Annotated in this window: 15 protein-coding genes and 1 tRNA gene; 7 read left to right on the forward strand and 9 right to left on the reverse strand. The window is 72.7% G+C overall.

The features are described from left to right. Positions 1-76: 76 nt before the first annotated feature. A complete protein-coding gene (locus J2X26_RS03340; RefSeq protein WP_307489800.1) occupies positions 77-1,303 on the forward strand; it encodes an MFS transporter in 1,227 nt (408 codons plus the stop codon). 25 nt (positions 1,304-1,328) lie between these two features. On the opposite strand, the gene J2X26_RS03345 is transcribed toward J2X26_RS03340, so the two are convergent. Next, positions 1,329-1,420 (reverse strand) — tRNA-Ser (locus J2X26_RS03345). Positions 1,421-1,531: 111 nt separating this feature from the next. Between J2X26_RS03345 and J2X26_RS03350 the strand changes: the two genes are divergently transcribed. Then, positions 1,532-1,795, forward strand: coding sequence for an HPr family phosphocarrier protein (locus J2X26_RS03350; protein WP_307489802.1), 264 nt, complete (start codon positions 1,532-1,534; stop codon positions 1,793-1,795). Here the strand turns inward: J2X26_RS03350 and ptsP are convergent. Next, a complete protein-coding gene (gene ptsP, locus J2X26_RS03355; RefSeq protein ID WP_439897813.1) occupies positions 1,792-3,405 on the reverse strand; it encodes a phosphoenolpyruvate--protein phosphotransferase in 1,614 nt (537 codons plus the stop codon). The two genes, J2X26_RS03350 and ptsP, sit on opposite strands and share 4 nt — an antisense overlap. Before the next feature lie 80 nt (positions 3,406-3,485). Beyond that, a complete protein-coding gene (locus tag J2X26_RS03360; protein WP_307489804.1) occupies positions 3,486-4,808 on the reverse strand; it encodes a PTS transporter subunit EIIC in 1,323 nt (440 codons plus the stop codon). 155 nt (positions 4,809-4,963) lie between these two features. On the opposite strand from J2X26_RS03360, the gene J2X26_RS03365 reads away from it, so the two are divergent. Genes J2X26_RS03365 through J2X26_RS03385 form a run of 5 tightly spaced genes read left to right on the forward strand, consistent with a single transcriptional unit; the run spans position 4,964 to position 7,418 of the window. After that, positions 4,964-5,767, forward strand: coding sequence for a GntR family transcriptional regulator (locus tag J2X26_RS03365; protein ID WP_307489806.1), 804 nt, complete (start codon positions 4,964-4,966; stop codon positions 5,765-5,767). After that, positions 5,764-6,009, forward strand: a complete 246-nt coding sequence (locus J2X26_RS03370; protein WP_056589159.1) for a glucose PTS transporter subunit EIIB — start codon at positions 5,764-5,766, stop codon at positions 6,007-6,009. Before J2X26_RS03365 ends, J2X26_RS03370 begins: the two co-directional genes overlap by 4 nt. Positions 6,010-6,019: 10 nt before the next feature. Next, positions 6,020-6,250, forward strand: a complete 231-nt coding sequence (locus J2X26_RS03375) for a PTS glucose/sucrose transporter subunit IIB (RefSeq protein ID WP_307489808.1) — start codon at positions 6,020-6,022, stop codon at positions 6,248-6,250. Further along, positions 6,250-6,705 (forward strand): PTS sugar transporter subunit IIA, encoded by a 456-nt coding sequence (locus J2X26_RS03380; protein ID WP_307489809.1) that lies wholly within the window; start codon positions 6,250-6,252, stop codon positions 6,703-6,705. The genes J2X26_RS03375 and J2X26_RS03380 overlap by 1 nt, the downstream gene beginning before the upstream one ends. Then, entirely contained in the window at positions 6,702-7,418 is a 717-nt protein-coding gene (locus J2X26_RS03385; protein WP_307489810.1) for a copper homeostasis protein CutC, read from the forward strand. Before J2X26_RS03380 ends, J2X26_RS03385 begins: the two co-directional genes overlap by 4 nt. Before the next feature lie 7 nt (positions 7,419-7,425). Here the strand turns inward: J2X26_RS03385 and J2X26_RS03390 are convergent, their stop codons facing one another. From J2X26_RS03390 to J2X26_RS03415, 6 genes are all read right to left on the reverse strand, one after another. Continuing rightward, positions 7,426-8,763 (reverse strand): DUF2252 domain-containing protein, encoded by a 1,338-nt coding sequence (locus tag J2X26_RS03390; RefSeq protein WP_307489811.1) that lies wholly within the window; start codon positions 8,761-8,763, stop codon positions 7,426-7,428. Positions 8,764-8,962: 199 nt separating this feature from the next. Next, positions 8,963-9,481, reverse strand: coding sequence for a hypothetical protein (locus J2X26_RS03395; RefSeq protein ID WP_307489812.1), 519 nt, complete (start codon positions 9,479-9,481; stop codon positions 8,963-8,965). Between the two features lie 86 nt (positions 9,482-9,567). Continuing rightward, positions 9,568-10,179 (reverse strand): GTP-binding protein, encoded by a 612-nt coding sequence (locus J2X26_RS03400; RefSeq protein WP_055916480.1) that lies wholly within the window; start codon positions 10,177-10,179, stop codon positions 9,568-9,570. Further along, a complete protein-coding gene (locus J2X26_RS03405; RefSeq protein ID WP_055916477.1) occupies positions 10,160-10,537 on the reverse strand; it encodes a DUF742 domain-containing protein in 378 nt (125 codons plus the stop codon). Before J2X26_RS03405 ends, J2X26_RS03400 begins: the two co-directional genes overlap by 20 nt. Positions 10,538-10,557: 20 nt before the next feature. Then, complete coding sequence (locus J2X26_RS03410) at positions 10,558-11,007, reverse strand: roadblock/LC7 domain-containing protein (RefSeq protein ID WP_055916474.1); 450 nt, start codon at positions 11,005-11,007, stop codon at positions 10,558-10,560. 85 nt (positions 11,008-11,092) lie between these two features. Continuing rightward, positions 11,093-15,745, reverse strand: coding sequence for an ATP-binding protein (locus tag J2X26_RS03415; RefSeq protein WP_307489813.1), 4,653 nt, complete (start codon positions 15,743-15,745; stop codon positions 11,093-11,095). Positions 15,746-15,814: the final 69 nt, after the last annotated feature.

The following is a 15,814-nucleotide window of genomic DNA, read 5'->3' on the forward strand; positions in this document are numbered from 1 at the left end:
GATCGTACCCCCCTGTATTGGCGAAACCTAGTCAGAGTGCTAGGTTTGCCAGACCTACTCAGCCCCGGGAGACGACGTGCCCCAGCTCGACCGCCGCGCAGGCTTCTGGACCGCCGCTCTCGTCGCCGCCCTCGCCCTCTGGGCCAGCGGCGCCCCGACCGTCGTCTACCCGCTCTACGCCCACGAGTGGGGCCTGACGCCGACGACGACGACCCTGATCTTCGCGGTCTACCCGCTGGTGCTCGTCCCGGTCCTCGTCCTGTTCGGCAACCTGTCCGACGTCATCGGCCGCCGCGCCACCATGCTGTACGGCCTCGCTGCGCTCGGGCTCGGGGCGCTCGCGTTCGGGCTCGCCCCGGACCTCGCCTGGGTGCTGGTCGGCCGCGCGCTCATGGGCGTCGGCGTCGGCCTCTCGCTGAGCCCCGCCACGGCGGCCATGATCGAGTTCAGCAGCCCCGGTCAGCAGGCGCGGGCGAGCTCGGCCACGACCGCGGCGACGGCCACGGGCCTCGCGCTCGCCACGCTCGTGGGCGGCGCGCTCGTGCAGTACGGGCCGTGGCCCACGCACCTGACGTTCTGGGTGCTCGTCGTCGTCACCGCCCTGAGCGCCGCCCTGGTCTGGCTGCTCCCCCGGCACACGCGCGACGAGACCGCGGGCCCCTGGCGTCCGCGCAGGCCTCACGTCCCGCGCGACGCCCGCGCGCCGTTCGTCGCCGGCACGCTGGCGGTCAGCGGCGCCTACGCGATGGGCGCGATCTTCCTGGCGCTCGGCGCCCAGATCGCCCGAGACCTCGTGCGTTCGGACGACGCCTTGGTCGGCGGCGCGATCATCTCTGTGTCCGCAGTCGTCATCGGCGTCGTCGCGGTGCTGGCCCGGCGCCTGGCCCCGCGCACAGCCGTGACGATCGGGCCGCCTGCCGCAGCCCTCGGTCTCGCCCTGTTGATCGGCGCCGGGCTGGCCCACTCGCTCCCGCTCTTCCTCGCCTCGTCGGTCGTCGCGGGCGCGGGCTACAGCCTCCTGTTCTCCGGCGGCCTCGGTCTGGTGACGCTCAGTGCGCCCGTGCACCACCGCGCGGCCGTGCTGTCCGCGGCCTACGTCGTCGCCTACGTCCTCCAGGCGGCTGCCGCGCTCGGCATCGGCGCCCTCGCCACGAGCTCCACCCTGCTGCGCGCGCTGGAGATCGGCTCGCCCCTGGTGCTGGCCCTGGGCGTCGCGGCCCTGGTGGTCGCCCGGACCGGGCACCGCGCGGCGCCCGTGGCGTCGAACGCCGTCCGCTCGGCGGCCGAGGCCGTCTCGCGCTGACCTGCGCGCAGCGTTCGTCACACGGCGGAGGGCGTGGGATTCGAACCCACGAGAACGGGGTTGTCCCGCTCCAACGGTTTTCAAGACCGTCTCTTTCGGCCGCTCAGACAGCCCTCCTGTGCGGGACGAGCCCGCAGCGGCAGAAGTCTCCCACAAGCACTCGCGGGAACATGGTCTAGACCAGTAAGGTCGAGAGCGTCACCGTCGACCCCGCCCAGGAGGCAGGCCATGCAGCGTTCCGTCGTCGTCGCACTACCCGAGGGGCTGCACGCGCGCCCCGCCGCCCAGTTCGTCGCGGCGGCTGGCCGGCTCCCGGCGAAGGTGACCATCGCGAAGACCGGCGGGACGCCCGTCGCGACCGCGTCGATCCTCGCGATCATGACGCTGGGCGTCGGGTCCGGCGACGAGGTCGTGCTGGCCACCGCCGACGACGACGCTGACGCGGCCGCCTCGATCGACGCGCTCGAGCAGTTCCTCCAGCAGACGGCCTAGAGACCCAGCTCCTCCAGCACGTCGCCGAGCGAGGCGCGGACGACTGACCGCGCCTCGTCGGCCGTGCGCTGCGCGAGCGCCAAGGTGGCGAGCGCCCGGCACTCGTCGAGCGTGACTGCGGCGAGCACGGCGCCGACGTCCGGGAGCGCCCGCGCTGTCATCGACAGCGACGTGACGCCGAGCCCGACCAGGACGGGTGCGAGCGCCGGGTCGGCCGCGGCCTCGCCGCAGACCCCCACGGGCCGAGCCTTGGCCTGACCACCCGCGCATGCGAGCTGCACCAGCGAGAGCACGGCCGGCTGCCACGGCGTCGACAGCTGTGCCAGCCCGGCGAGCTCGCGGTCCGCCGCCATCGCGTACTGCGTGAGGTCGTTGGTACCGAGGCTCGCGAACCGCGCGCGGTCGAGCAGGTCGGCGGCGCGGAGTGCGGCCGCGGGGACCTCGACCATGATCCCGGCGTGCGGCAGCCCGTGGGCGGCGCAGCGGTCGACGAACGCGTCGGCCTCGTCGGCCGTCGCGACCATCGGTGCCATGACCCAGACGTCCGCCGACGACGACGCCGCGGCCTGCGCGATCGCCGCGAGCTGGTCGTCGAGCACGGCCGGGTGCGCCCACGAGGTGCGCAGCCCGCGGACACCGAGCGCCGGGTTGGGCTCGCCCGCGGCCGTCACGAAGGGCAGCGGCTTGTCGGCGCCGGCGTCGAGCGTGCGGATCACGACGCGTCGGCCGGGGAACGCGTCGAACACCTGCGCGTAGGCCGCCACCTGCTCCGCGACGCTCGGCGGGGTGGTCCGGCCCAGGAACCCGAACTCGGTGCGGAACAGCCCGATCCCCTCGGCGCCCGTCTCCGCCGCGGCGACGGCCCCGGCGGGGTCGCCGACGTTGGCCAGCAGCGCGACGAGGTGGCCGTCGGCGGTGCGTCCGGGACGCTCCAGCCGGGTGGGCCGGGGGCGAGCGTGCGCGGCGCGCTCGACCGACTCGGGCGACGGGTGCCGGACGACGTCGCCGGTCGACCCGTCGACGAGCACAGTCTCGCCGTCGGCGATGTCGAGCGCCCCCGCCACCGCGACGACGCACGGGATGCCGAGCGACCGCGCCAGGATCGCCGTGTGGGCCGTCGGCCCGCCGCCGGCCGTGACGATCGCCAGGACGTGGGCGGGGTCCAGCCGTGCGGTGTCGGCGGGGGCGAGATCCCGCGCCACCAGCACGAACGGTGCTCCGGGGTCGGGGACGCCCGGCGCCCGGAGGCCCAGCAGCTCCGCGATGATCCGGTCCCGCACGTCCTGCACGTCCCGCGCCCGGTCGGCGAACATCCCGCCCAGGGCCCGGAGCTGTTCCGCGACCAGCTCGGCCGCGTCCCACACGGCCCGCGCGGGCGTGGACCGGTTCTCGACGACCCGCCGCCGGGCCTCGTCGGCGAGCGAGGGGTCCGCGGCCATCGCCGCGGTGACGGCGAGGATGTCGGCCGCTTCCCCGGTCGCCGTGTCGGCGGCGCGGGCCAGCGTGTCGCGGACCCGCGCCGCCGCCTGATCGACCGCGGTCGCCGCCGCCGCCAGGTCCGTCCCCGGAGCCGACGGCTCGGGCGACGGCGCCGGCGGGGCGTCGGGCATGCGCGCCACGACTCCTGCCCGACGTCCTGGGCTGACCCCGAACCCCCTCAGGGTCAGCGGGGCGGCGACGACCGCGGGCGTCATCGGGCGGGGGCCGTCTGCTCGGCCGGCTCGATCGCTCGGTCCGGCGTCGGTCGGTCCTCGGCCGTCGGCGTCGTCGGGTCGTCGTCGTCCTCACGGCCCGGGGTCCGCAGCTGCCACTTCGTGATGACCCATCGGAACAGGAAGTAGTACACGGCCGCGTAGCCGAGGCCGATCACGATCAGCCACAGCGGCTTCTCCGCGATGCGGAAGTTGAGCACGTAGTCGATGGCCCCGGCCGAGAACCCGAACCCGTCGCGGATGCCGAGCGCGTTGACGAGCGCGAGCGACGTGCCGGTGAGCACCGCGTGGATGGCGTACAGCGGGTAGGCGACGTAGACGAACGCGAACTCGAGCGGCTCGGTGACACCCGTGACGAACGAGACCAGCGCGGCGGAGCCCATGATGCCGGCGATGACCTTGCGGTTCTTCGCCTTGGACGTGTGCACGATCGCGAGTGCTGCGGCGGGCAGGGCGAACATCATGATCGGGAAGAAGCCCGTCATGAACGTGCCCGCGGTCGGGTCGCCGTGCAGGAAGCGGGCGATGTCGCCGTTCCAGACCTCGCCGTTCGCGTCGGTGTACTCACCGAACTGGAACCAGGGCATCGAGTTGAGCAGGTGGTGCAGGCCGATCGGCACGAGCAGGCGGTTGGCGGTCCCGTAGACGAACCCGCCGAGCACCACCGATCCGGTGACCCACTCGCCGACCGCGGTGAAGCCGGCGTCGAACGCCGGGTAGACCAGCGCGGCGGCGACCGCGATCAGGATGGCCGCACCGGCGGTCACGATCGGCACGAAGCGCCGGCCGCCGAAGAACGCCAGGTAGGGCGGCAGCTTGATCCGGTAGTACTTCTGGTAGAGCAGGGCGGCGACGAGGCCCATGACGATGCCGCCGAGCACGCCGTAGTTGATGAGCTCCTGGGGCTTGCCCTCCGGCGGCAGGCCGAGGATGTACGGCGACAGGGCGGTGGTGACGCCCTTGAACACGAGGTACCCGATGAGAGCGGCGAGCGCGGTCGAGCCGTCGGACTTGCGGGCGTAGCCGACGGCGACACCGACGGCGAACAGCATGGCGAGGTTGGCGAACAGGGCGTCGCCCGCTGCCGCGAGCACGGCGGCGACCGGCAGCATCCACTCGACGCTCGCGCCGAGTCCGGCCTTGCCGAGCATGTCGTCCTGGCCGAGCCGCAGCAGCAGCGCGGCGGCCGGCAGGGAGGCGATCGGCAGCATGAGCGAGCGGCCGATGCGTTGGAGCTGGGCGAGGCCGGGGAAGCCGCGCTTCTCGATGGACGCGGGGGCGTCCGCGGTGGCGGTGGTCATGGAGCACTCCTCGTTGGGTGTCCTGCGATGCTCTGGGGGAGGGGATCCTGCTTCTGGTCTGGACCAGTTGCGAGCAGACTGGTCTAGACCTCATGATGTGTCAAGGGTCACGTCGAGACGACGACGACCGTCGCCTCACAAAGGAGTGACCTCGCGTGGACGAGCCTGAGCAGGGCAGCGCGCACAAGTACCTGACGGTGCGCGACCATCTGGCCGCCCTCGTCGCGCAGGAGCTCCAGGTCGGCGACGCCATCCCGTCGGAGCGGCATCTCAGCCAGCAGTTCGGCCTGTCCCGGATGACCGTGCGGCAGGCCGTCGACACGCTCGTGACCGACGGCGTCCTGGTCCGCGAGCAGGGGCGCGGCACCTTCGTCGCCCCGCAGCGCATGGACTTCGAGATGCGCCTGACCACGTTCGGCGAGGAGATGCGTCGACGCGGCATGGAGCCCGCGACGACCGTGCTCGCGGCCCAGGTCGTCTCCGCGACCCCCGACGTCGCCACCGCCCTGGAGCTCGAGCCGCGCCAGAAGGTGCACTTCCTCTACCGGGTCCGCAGCGCCGACGGCGTCCCCATCTGCATCGAGCAGGCGTGGGTGCCCGTCGTCCTGGCGCCCACGCTCTTCGACGACGGCCCCCCGGCGAGCATGTACGAGGCGCTGCGGGAGGCCGGGCTGGCCCCCGAGTGGGGCGAGGACACGCTGTCCGCCGACGAGGCCACCGACACCGAGGCGTCCCTGCTCGGGCTCGGCGACGCCCGCGCCGTCCTGCGCGCCGAGCGACGCACGTACTCCGTCGACAGCGCGACGATGTTCTCCCGCGCCTGCTACCGCGCCGACCGCTACAGCGTGTGGGTCCCCCTGCGCGCCCCGAGACCAGCCCTCGTACCCCGACGTCGCGCTGAGAGTGAACAGCGGCCGACCACCGTACTGACCACCCCAACCACCGGAGGACGGCAATGAGGCCGCAGAGCAGAGACCAGGCGGCAGCGATCCTGGCTGCCCTCGGAGGCGTCGACAACATCGACGAGATCGAGCCGTGCACCACGCGGCTGCGCTCGCTCGTGCGCGATGCGAGCCGTGTCGACGCGGCCGGGCTGCGTGCCGCCGGCGCCTTCGGCGTGATGATCTCCGGACGCGTGGTCCAGGTGGTGGTGGGGCCGCACGTCGACCTCATCGCCACCGATCTCGACGAGCTGATGTGAGGAGCAGGACATGACGAAGGCCGAGCAGATCCTTGCGGCGCTGGGCGGGGACGCCAACATCCTCGACCTCGAGCCGTGCATCACCCGCCTGCGTGTCGAGGTGGAGAACCCCTCGCTCGTGGACGAGCCGGGGCTCAAGAAGGCCGGCGCGATCGCCGTCGTGCGCTCCGGTGTCGCGGTGCAGGTCATCGTCGGACCCGAGGCGGACACGCTCGCCTCCGACATCGAGGACCTGCGCTGATGACGACCCTGACCGTCCTGTCCCCCGTGAGCGGCCAGGTCCTGGGCCTCTCCGAGGTCGCCGACCCCGTGTTCTCCGCCGAGCTCGTCGGCCCCGGCCTCGCGCTCGACCCCCCGCTCGCTGCCGGCTCCGAGGTCATCTCCCCCATCGGCGGCACCATCGTGAAGCTCCACCCGCACGCGTTCGTCGTGCAGCACGACGACGGCCGCGCGGTGCTGGTCCACCTCGGCATCGACACCGTCGAGCTCGGCGGTGCCGGGTTCACGCTGCACGCCTCCGAAGGAGCCGTCGTCGCCGCGGGGCAGGTCGTCGTGAGCTGGGACCCGTCCGCGCTGGGCGGGCGCTCCCCGGTCTGTCCGGTCGTCGGCCTCGAGGCAGGTGCCGACGCCCTCACCCGGCTCGCGCGACCCGGCGACACCGTCGCCGCAGGCGAACCATTGCTCTCGTGGGCATGACCCTTCTCGAGATCGCCGTCCAGGACGTCACCGGCGCGGTCCTCTCCGCCGACCTCGGAGCCGACCGGCTCGAGCTGTGCGCCGCGCTCGCCGCCACCGGGGGCCTGACGCCGAGCATCGGGCTCCTCGACGCCGTCGTCGCCGCGCTGCCGTCGCTCGTCGGCGTGCACGTGCTGGTCCGCCCCCGCGCCGGGTCGTTCGTCTACACCGCCGACGAGCTCGACGTGCAGGTCAGGGACGTCCGGGCTGCCGTGCGCTCCGGTGCTGCCGGGGTCGTCGTCGGTGCGTTGACCGCCTCGGGCGCGGTGGACCGCGACGCCGTCTCCCGGCTGGTCGACGCCGCCGACGGGCGCGAGGTCACGTTCCACCGGGCGCTCGACACCGTCCCCCTGCTGGACGCCGCCCTGGACGACCTCGTGTCGCTCGGTGTCGTGCGCGTGCTGACCTCCGGCGGCGCCGCCCGCAGCATCGACGGTCTCGACCGGCTCGCCGCAGCCGTCGCCCACTCCCGCGGTCGGCTCCAGGTCATGGCCGGCGGCGGCGTGCAGCCCGCGGACATCCCCGCCCTCGTCGCCGTCGGCGTCGACGCCGTGCACCTGTCCGCGAGCCGGCACGTCGACGAGTCCGGCGGACCCGGCGGCGGGACCTCCGGCTACACGACGACGGACCCGGCGCTGGTGTCGGCGGCCGTCGCGGCGCTGGGCCGGGGCTGAGCCCTCGTCACACCCCGTGCACTGCCGCGAGGCGACCGGAGCCGATCGCCGCCACGAGAGCGGCATGGTCCGCCTGGTTCCGGTCGGCGTACGTCGCGGCGTAGTCGGCGAACGCCTCGTCGGCCGCCTTGGACCCACCGAGGTAGGCCGCGATGGCCACCCGGTCGCCCGACCGTGCGTGCGCGCGGGCCAGGGTCCACGCGCACAGTCCGCCGTACTTGCTGAAGCCCTCGGGACGCATCTCCTCGATGACCGCCGAACCCTTCCAGTCGCGCAGCTGGCGGATGTAGAAGTCGCGCTCGACGCCGTCGATCCCCCGGGTCCGCTGCCAGCCGAGCATCGCGTCGCTCGCCGCCTGCATGAGCCGCTGCCCCTCGACCACCCGCTGCCCCGACTGCGTGTACTCGCTGGCCCCGAGGAACTGCTCGAGAACCGAGGGCTGAGCCTCCTTCGCCTGCAGGATCAGGTGGTCGCCGTCGTCGGCGCCCTCGAGCAGCAGGATCCAGGCCCGCGTCCCGACGCTGCCCACACCGACGACCTTGCGGGCCATGTCGACCAGCCGGTACTGCCCGACGAGGTGCCGACGGTCCGGCTGGAGGCTGGTCTGGTACGCGTGCACCAGCTCCCCGAGCGCGGCGCGGAAGGACGGCGCCTGGTCGCCCAGCAGATCGTCCAGGGCAGTCACCAGGGGCGGGTCGGACACGAACCGCCGACGCCCGTCCACCAGCTCGGTCAGCTTCTCCACCGACCGCAGGTGGTCCCGGCTGCGCGCCTTCTTCACCGTCGACTGCGTCGTCTTCGACTGCGCCTTGCCCAACGATCCGCCGTGCTCCTTCAGGAAGTCGTCCACGTCGAGCCGCGCATACCAGACGTCGATGTTCGGCTGCGCTGCGAAGCCACGGATCGCCGTCCGGTAGGCCTTCGCGACGTCCGTCGTGATCTTGCGCCGCTCCTTGTCCCCCGCGCCGATGCTGCGCGCGGCGATCTCGACGCTCGCCAGCAACCGCTTCACGTCCCACTCGAACGGGCCTGGGAGCGTCTCGTCGAAGTCGTTGAGGTCGAAGAGCATCCGACGTTCCGGGGTGCCGTAGAGGCCGAAGTTCGACATGTGCGCGTCACCGCACAGCTGCACGTCGAGCCCGGAGTCCGGGGTTGCCGCGAGATCAGAGGCCATGAGCAGGGCGGCGCCACGGTAGAACGCGAACGCGGAGCTGGACATGCGCCCGTACCGCAGCGGGAGAAGCTCGGTCACCCGGGACAGACCCTGGGACGCCAGCAGGTCCACGGGGTCGGGGCGCTCCGTCGTCGTCCCGATGTCCGCGAGGCTCTCCCGCGGGAGCAGCACCCGGGCGGCCGCTCCTCGAGCCTCACGCTCGTTGCGGCTCAGGAGGTGGACCTGGCCGGGGGCTCGTCTCCGCGTCGGCGTCAACGGTGGAGCGGGTCCGACAGCTCCGGGATCCAGCACCGTCGAGGCCCGTGTACCGCCGTCATCCGTCATCCCCCGAACCTAGGCTCGTCAGGCGTGCCGGGGAAGGGTGCCAGGGCTAGCCTTCCCGCTCCCACCAGGACGAAGGCCACCCCGGCGACACCACGGTGAGCCCGTGGAGGGCGGAGACCTGGGCCAGCTGGACGTCGTACGTCGCGACGCTCGACACGTCCGGGTGCGCGAGGGCAGCCCCGATGTGCAGCGCGACGAACGGCGGGAGCACGCCCGACACCTTCGTCGCCGCCTTCAGGGTCTGGTCGGAGAACCGGATCACCTCGACGCGTTCCTCCACGTCGTGCGCGACCCCCGTCGCCTCGACCCCGCGCGGCTGTGCGACGCGTCGCAGCTCGGTCAGACCGAGCGGCGTGGTCACCAGCTGCGACTCGTGCTCCGCCGTCCAGGCGAGCCACTGCTCGCGGCAGGGCGCACCGACGAGGTACCGCGACAGCGCCGAGCCGTCGGCGTACACCCGCGTCACCGGAGGCGGCGGGGCGACCGGCGCCGCGTCGTCGCCCGCCGGTCGCGGTCGCGGCAGAACGCCGCGATCAGCAGGCTGGTTCGGGGACGGGACGGGCACACCCCCATGATCGCTCACGTCGGCCGACAACGACGGCGGCCGGCCCCCCTGCAGGGGCCGGCCGCGGTCGGGTGAGACCTGAGTGGTCACCGGCTGCGCAGACGCTCCATCGCGAGCTGCACGAGGGAGATCAGAGCCTGCTTGGTGGCCGCACGCGAACGCGCGTCCGTGTAGAGCACCGGCACGTGCGCCGGGATCGCGAGCGCCTCGCGGACGTCGTCCAGCTGGTGCTTGGCGACGCCGTCGAAGCAGTTGACACCCACGACGAACGGGATGCCGCGGCTCTCGAAGTAGTCGACGGCCGGGAAGCACTGGTCGAGCCGGTCGGTGTCGACCAGGACGACGGCGCCGATGGCACCGCGGACCAGGTCGTCCCACATGAACAGGAAGCGGTCCTGGCCAGGCGTACCGAACAGGTAGAGCCAGAGCGACCCCGGGAGGGCGATGCGACCGAAGTCCATGGCCACCGTGGTGGTGGTCTTGCGGTCGGAGACACCACCGGCGTCGTCGACGCCGACGGAGTGCTCGGTCATCGCGGCCTCGGTGTTGAGGGGCTCGATGTCGGAGATGGAGCCGATGAAGGTCGTCTTGCCGACGGCGAACCCGCCGGCGACGACGATCTTGACGACTGTGGGTGCGACGCTTCCTGCCGTGCCCGCCGGAGCGGCCACAGCGGCGTCAGAGGGCGGAAATGCCATTGAGAACACTCTCCAGCACGCTGAGGGACAGGGCAGGCGATTCACCGGTGTTGACCTCGACCGGCTGTGAGGTGTGCACGCGCACGTACTGCTGGTCTGCGAGGTCGGACACGAGGATCCGGATCACGCCGAGCGGCAGGTGGAGCAGAGCAGAAAGCTCGGCGACCGAGATGTAGTTCGACGCGGCGTGCTGGAGGATCGCCCGCTTCTCAGGCGGGAGACCCTGGCTCGTCACGGCGCCCGGCATTGCCTCGACCAGCGCCTCGAGAGGCAGGTCGGAGCGCGCCGAGCGCACGCGGCCACCGGTCACGGCATAGGGCCGGACCGTTCTGGCCTCGTACTCGATGTGCTCGCTCATGGGTCAGACTCCCCGTGGCCTCAGGCCACCGGGGCGCGGGTCGCGCCGTCGATAGGGAGCTGGCCACGCATCTCGGAGATGAGCTGCGGGGTGAGGGTCGCCTCGGTACGAGAGACGAGCATCGCCATCTCGTAGCCGATGAGGCCCACGTCGCAGCTGGACTCCGCGACCACGGCGAGGACGGAGCCGTTCGAGACGCTCATGAGGAAGAGGAACAAGTTGTCCATCTCGATGATCGCCTGACGCACCTCCCCCGCACGGAGCTGGCGCGCGGCGCCACGGGTCAAGCTAGACATCCCGGAGACGATTGCCGCGAGCTGGTCGCCGCTGGTGCGGTCGAGCTGCTCGGACATCGCCATGAGAAGACCGTCCGCAGACACCACGAGTGTGTGGCGAGTGCCGGGCACGGTCCGGACGAAGTTGTCCAGGAGCCAGCCGAAGTTGGCTGCCTCGGTGCTGAGCGCGGTCACACTTCCTCCTTGCTGGTGCAGTCGATGACTGCGGGGTCAGACGCCACCATGGTGGTGACGACGGTTGTGGGGTCTGGGGCAGTCATCAGCTCACGCCGTTCTGGCCGGACGGGTCCTCCGTGGCACGACGGCCACGGGAGGTCCCGGACTGGAAGCTCGACAGACGCGACCGGAGCTGGTCCGCATCACGCTGCACGGGCTTCCCTTCGTCCTCGGTGACGGTCGTCGCCGGGACAGCTGTGGGGACTCGCTTGGTGAGGCGCTCCGCGTTGCCGCCCGAGGCAGCCGGCCGGTAGGCCGACAGCTGGGAGAGCTCGGAGAGTGCCTGCTCCTGGATGTCCGAACGGAGGGCCAGCATCGCGGCCACCTCGTCGTCGAGCGTGCCGACCCGAGGTGCCACCGACGGCGGCAGCGCGGGCTGCGGGACCGTCGACGACGGCGCAGGGTTGCTGCCGGGTCGGGCGGCCCACTCGGGCGGTGCCCACGACCCTGCCGACACGGGCTCCAGCGAGGCGGGAGCGTGCGACACGGGCGCGGGGGCGGCAGGAGCCGACCAGGTGGTCGACGCCATCCACGACTGCGACGAGTCGGCACCCGTGGGCGACTGCTGGGCGGCAGAGTCCGCCGTCCACGCCGAGGTCCGCACGGGTGCGGCCTGGCTGACGGGAGCGGGCGCGTTCTGCACCGGGACGGGTCCGGAGGTCTCCGGCGCGCCGTCGTCACCCTTCTTCCGCCCGAACAGGCCCCACTTGCGGCGACCCTTGGCGTCGTCGGCCTGCGGGTGCGACTGCGACTGCACGACCTCGGCGAACGGAGCCTGGGCGGCCGGAGCTGCCGGAGCAGGTGCGGTCGGGGCCCACGCCGGGGCGGCGGCCTCGGGTGCGGCGTACGCGACCGGGGCCTCCTGGTAGACGGGTGCCTGCGGTGCGGGCTCCGGCTCGACCGCGGCAGCAGCCTCGATCGGCGTGAAGACCTGCGTCGGCGCCTCGACCTGCTGGGGCTGGGTCTGGAACGTCGGCCACGCCGGCGCCGCCTCCTGCACGGGGGCGGCCCACGAGGGCGCCTCCTCCGCGACAGGCTCGGCCTCGGGTGCGACGTAGACCTCGGTCTCGGCGGCGTACTCGGGCTCGCCCTCGGGGTCGGGCTCGAGGTAGACGCGCTGGAACGCGACGCCGTCGACGACCGCGAGCTCAGGCTCGGGCTCGGGCTCGACGACCGGCTCGACCTCGGCGACAGCCTCGGCCGGCTGCTCGGCCCACTCGGGCGACTGCCAGGTCGGCGGCTCCCAGGCGGGCACGGGCCAGGCGGAGTCGTCGGCGGCAGGGGCCTGCTCGTCGACGGTCTCGACGGGCGCCTCGACCGGCTCGGCAGCTGCGACGGCAGCCTCCGGGACGATCGGCATGGCGCCGGTGTGCCAGGCACGAGCCTCGTCGAGCGTGCGCTCCGAGGGCTGGTACGGCGTGGGGACGTCGGCGACGGGTGCACCCCAGCCGGAGTAGCCGCTGTAGGACGTGAAGGTCCGGGCGGGCACGACCGGTGCGGCGGGCACGGCAGCCGCAGGAGCTGCGACCTCGTCCTCGCGTGCCGGGGCGGCGGAGCGCGAGGTCAGTGCGGCCGGGGCGTCCTCGCCGACGACCGGCGCCTCCCAGGCGGGCTCGTCGTCGACGGCCGTCTGGTCCCACGCGGACGCGGCGGCGGCGGGCGCCTCCCAGGTCGGCGTCTCGGCGACGATCGGTGCGTCCCAGGCAGGGGTCGCGTCGGCGTCGAGCACGTCCCAGGCGGGAGCCTCCGCAGCGGGAGCCTCCCAGGCGGGGGTCTCCGCAGCGACGGAGTCGTCCCAGACGGGGTTCTCCGTGGCGGACGAGTCCTCCCAGACGGGAGCGTCGGCAACGGGTGCCTCCCAGCCGGAGCTCTCCGCGACGGGTGCCTCCCACGCCTCGGACTCGGCGACGGGTGCCTCCCAGGCCGGAACCTCGGCGGCGACGGCCTCAGCGGAGGGAGCGTCCCAGGCGGGCGCCTCCCACACGGGGGCCTCGGCGGCGGGAGCCTCGACCTGCGCGGTGTCCCAGGCCGGCGTCGGCTCCCATGCGGGTGCCTCCTCCTGCACGGGAGCAGCCTGTGCGGCCTCGTCGGCGGCGACGAGCGCAGCAGCGGACGCGACGTTCTGCGCCTCGCGGTTCTCGGCCTCCTGCGCCTCCCACGAGTCCTCGTCGTCCGCGAGCTGCGGGACGACCATGGGCTCGACGGGCGCGGCGTGGGCACCGCTCGACATCCACGGGGCGCGGACGGCGTTGGACTGGGCGGGCAGCTGGGCGCGCTCCTGGTCCTCGGACATCAGGCCGGGGACGACGAGGTTCTCACCGGTGTCAGTGGTCGCAGCAGCCTCGGTCCGGCCGCGGAAGCCGGAGAAGAGACCGGCACGGGCGGCAGGGGCGGGGGCGGCAGCGGTGGACGCCGGGGCGGCCGTCTCCTCCGGCTTGGCCCAGGCCGACGTGGCGGCGCGGCTACGGCTCGGGAGACCACCCTTGAGGGGGGCGACCGTCGCAGGCTTCCAGTCGGAGCCGGCAGCCGAGATCTCGGGGGCGATGTGCCCGTCGGGTGCCTCGGGCAGGACCAGGTTGTCCTCGTCGAACGTCTTCTTCGACCGGCTCGGCAGACCCGTGGACTGCGCCAGCTCCGTGACCGGGATGGGGCCGACGGTCTCGTCCGAACCGTCGTCGCGACGACGGCGGTGCGGCAGGCCGAGCGACGTCTGGCCGTCCGTCAGGGCGGCGAGGTCGACCTCTTCGACGACGGGCGCCTCGATCTGCGGCAGGCCCGGGTCGTTGCGCGGTCCGGCGAGGGCGGCGGGCGCCCCGTTGCCGTACAGGTTGGTCTCGGTCATCACGAACAGCGTCGCGGGGAACCGGACGATCGTCTCGGTGCCCGTGCCGTGCGCGGCCTTGAGCAGTCGCACGTCGGCACCCAGGCGCTGGGCGATGCGGCCGACGACGAAGAGGCCGAGGCGCTGGTTGCCCAGGGAGTCGCTGGCAGAGGTCGAGATGATCTTCGAGTTCGCGGCCTCGAGCTCGGCGTCGCTCATGCCCAGGCCCTGGTCGAGGATGCGGACGACCACGAACTGGCCCGAGACACCGGTGGTGACCGTGACGGGCGTCTCCGGCTCGGAGAAGATCGTCGCGTTCTCGAGGAGCTCGGCGAGCATGTGCGCGGCGCCGAGGGCGTTGAAGCCGTGCATGTGCGGGTCGACCTGCAGGTCGAGCTCGACCCGGTCGTACTGCTCGATCTCCGAGGAGGCCGTGCGGACCACGTCGGACAGCGGCATGGCGTCGCGCAGACGACGACCCGAGTCGATGCCGGCGAGGACGAGGAGGGACTCCGCGTTACGACGCATGCGGGTGGCGAGGTGGTCGAGGCGGAAGAGGTTGGCCAGGGTGCTCGGGTCTTCCTCAGCACGCTCCAGCGAGTCGATGAACGACAGCTGGCGGTTGAGGAGGACCTGGTCGCGGCGGGCGACGTTGACGAACATCTCCGCGATGGAGCCACGGAGGGCGGCCTGCTCCTGGGCGACCTGGACCGTGGTCGAGTTCACCGAGTTGAACGCTGCGGCCAGCTGGCCGACCTCGTCGCGGGACGTCACCGGGATGGGCGCCAGGGTGATCTCCGGGCCCTCACCGGGGACGGCCACCTGCTCGACCAGTCGCGGCAGCTGCTCGCGGACGTCGGCGGCAGCCCTGGTGAGGCGCCGCAGCGGGACGACGATGCCTCGGGCGACGAGGAGGGCGAAGAAGAGGGAGACCACGAAGGCCGCGATGACGATGCCGATGGTGACGAGCGCCTGGGTCTGGGCCTCGGTCGCCGCCGCGGAGGCGACGTTGTGCGCCTCGTCGAGCACGTCGGTGTTGAGCGCGGAGAGGCTGACCAGCTGCTGCTGGATCTCCTGCACGTACGCCATCGGGTCGATCTGCGCGAAACCGGCCGGGTTGCCCTGCTGGAGCGGCGCCCGCATGCGGGTGAAGTTGGACGTCGGGTCCTTGGTCGGCATCACCAGGGAGTCGACACCGAGCGAGTCCATGGCGGCGTGGGCACGGGCACGGGCCAGCTCGGTGGCGGCGGTCTGCGTGTCGTACTGACGAACCGAGGCAGGGGCCGGCGCGCGGGTGCTGAGGAGCTGGATTCCGTCGATCATCTCGACGACCAGGTTGTCGGCGGTGGTGCCGATCTCGCGGTAGGCGGTGACGTACTGCGCCAGGTCGCGGTTCTCGAGGCTGTTGGCGACCTGCTCCATGAGGCTGAGCTGGCCCTCGATGATGGAGGCGTAGTTGTTCTCGAGCTGCGCCCGCTGCGACTTGATGTCGACGCCCGTACGGACGGCGGGGAGCATCGTGTTGTGCGCGAGCTGCACCTCGACGAACCGGTCGACGACCGGCTGCGGGAACTGGCTCAGGTCGAGGGCGGCGGTGATGGGCCGCACCGCGGCCAGCGCGGCGTCGGTCTGTGCACGCGCGGCGGCGATCTCCTCGGCGGAGCCGCCGTTCAGCGACAGGAGCCGCTCGGCCTGCAGCGAGCTCGACACGGGGGTGTAGGCCTGCAGCGTCGTGATCACGCTGTCTGCTGCCTTGGCGTACCGCAGCTCCTGGATGGCGTTCCAGGAGATGAACCCGCCGGCTGCGAGCAGCACGATCATGGGGACGGCAAGGACAGCCATCACTTTGGCGCGGATGCCGAGCCGTCGCAGCATGTCGTTCCCTTCCGTGTTCCGGCAACGGGTGTTGCCACCTGTCGTACCGGTCGTGCACTCCGGTCTGTT

This window comes from Cellulomonas humilata (genome assembly GCF_030814415.1).
In the GTDB taxonomy this organism is placed as follows: Bacteria; Actinomycetota; Actinomycetes; order Actinomycetales; family Cellulomonadaceae; genus Cellulomonas; species Cellulomonas humilata_A.

Bases quoted from the DNA above. Each gene is read 5' to 3' on its own strand.
- J2X26_RS03350 (WP_307489802.1), top strand. From the start codon at position 1,532: ATGCAGCGTTCCGTCGTCGTCGCACTACCCGAGGGGCTGCACGCGCGC.
- ptsP (WP_439897813.1), bottom strand. From the start codon at position 3,405: ATGCCCGACGCCCCGCCGGCGCCGTCGCCCGAGCCGTCGGCTCCGGGG.
- J2X26_RS03360 (WP_307489804.1), bottom strand. From the start codon at position 4,808: ATGACCACCGCCACCGCGGACGCCCCCGCGTCCATCGAGAAGCGCGGC.
- J2X26_RS03370 (WP_056589159.1), top strand. From the start codon at position 5,764: ATGAGGCCGCAGAGCAGAGACCAGGCGGCAGCGATCCTGGCTGCCCTC.
- J2X26_RS03375 (WP_307489808.1), top strand. From the start codon at position 6,020: ATGACGAAGGCCGAGCAGATCCTTGCGGCGCTGGGCGGGGACGCCAAC.
- J2X26_RS03380 (WP_307489809.1), top strand. From the start codon at position 6,250: ATGACGACCCTGACCGTCCTGTCCCCCGTGAGCGGCCAGGTCCTGGGC.
- J2X26_RS03385 (WP_307489810.1), top strand. From the start codon at position 6,702: ATGACCCTTCTCGAGATCGCCGTCCAGGACGTCACCGGCGCGGTCCTC.
- J2X26_RS03400 (WP_055916480.1), bottom strand. From the start codon at position 10,179: ATGGCATTTCCGCCCTCTGACGCCGCTGTGGCCGCTCCGGCGGGCACG.
- J2X26_RS03405 (WP_055916477.1), bottom strand. From the start codon at position 10,537: ATGAGCGAGCACATCGAGTACGAGGCCAGAACGGTCCGGCCCTATGCC.
- J2X26_RS03415 (WP_307489813.1), bottom strand. From the start codon at position 15,745: ATGCTGCGACGGCTCGGCATCCGCGCCAAAGTGATGGCTGTCCTTGCC.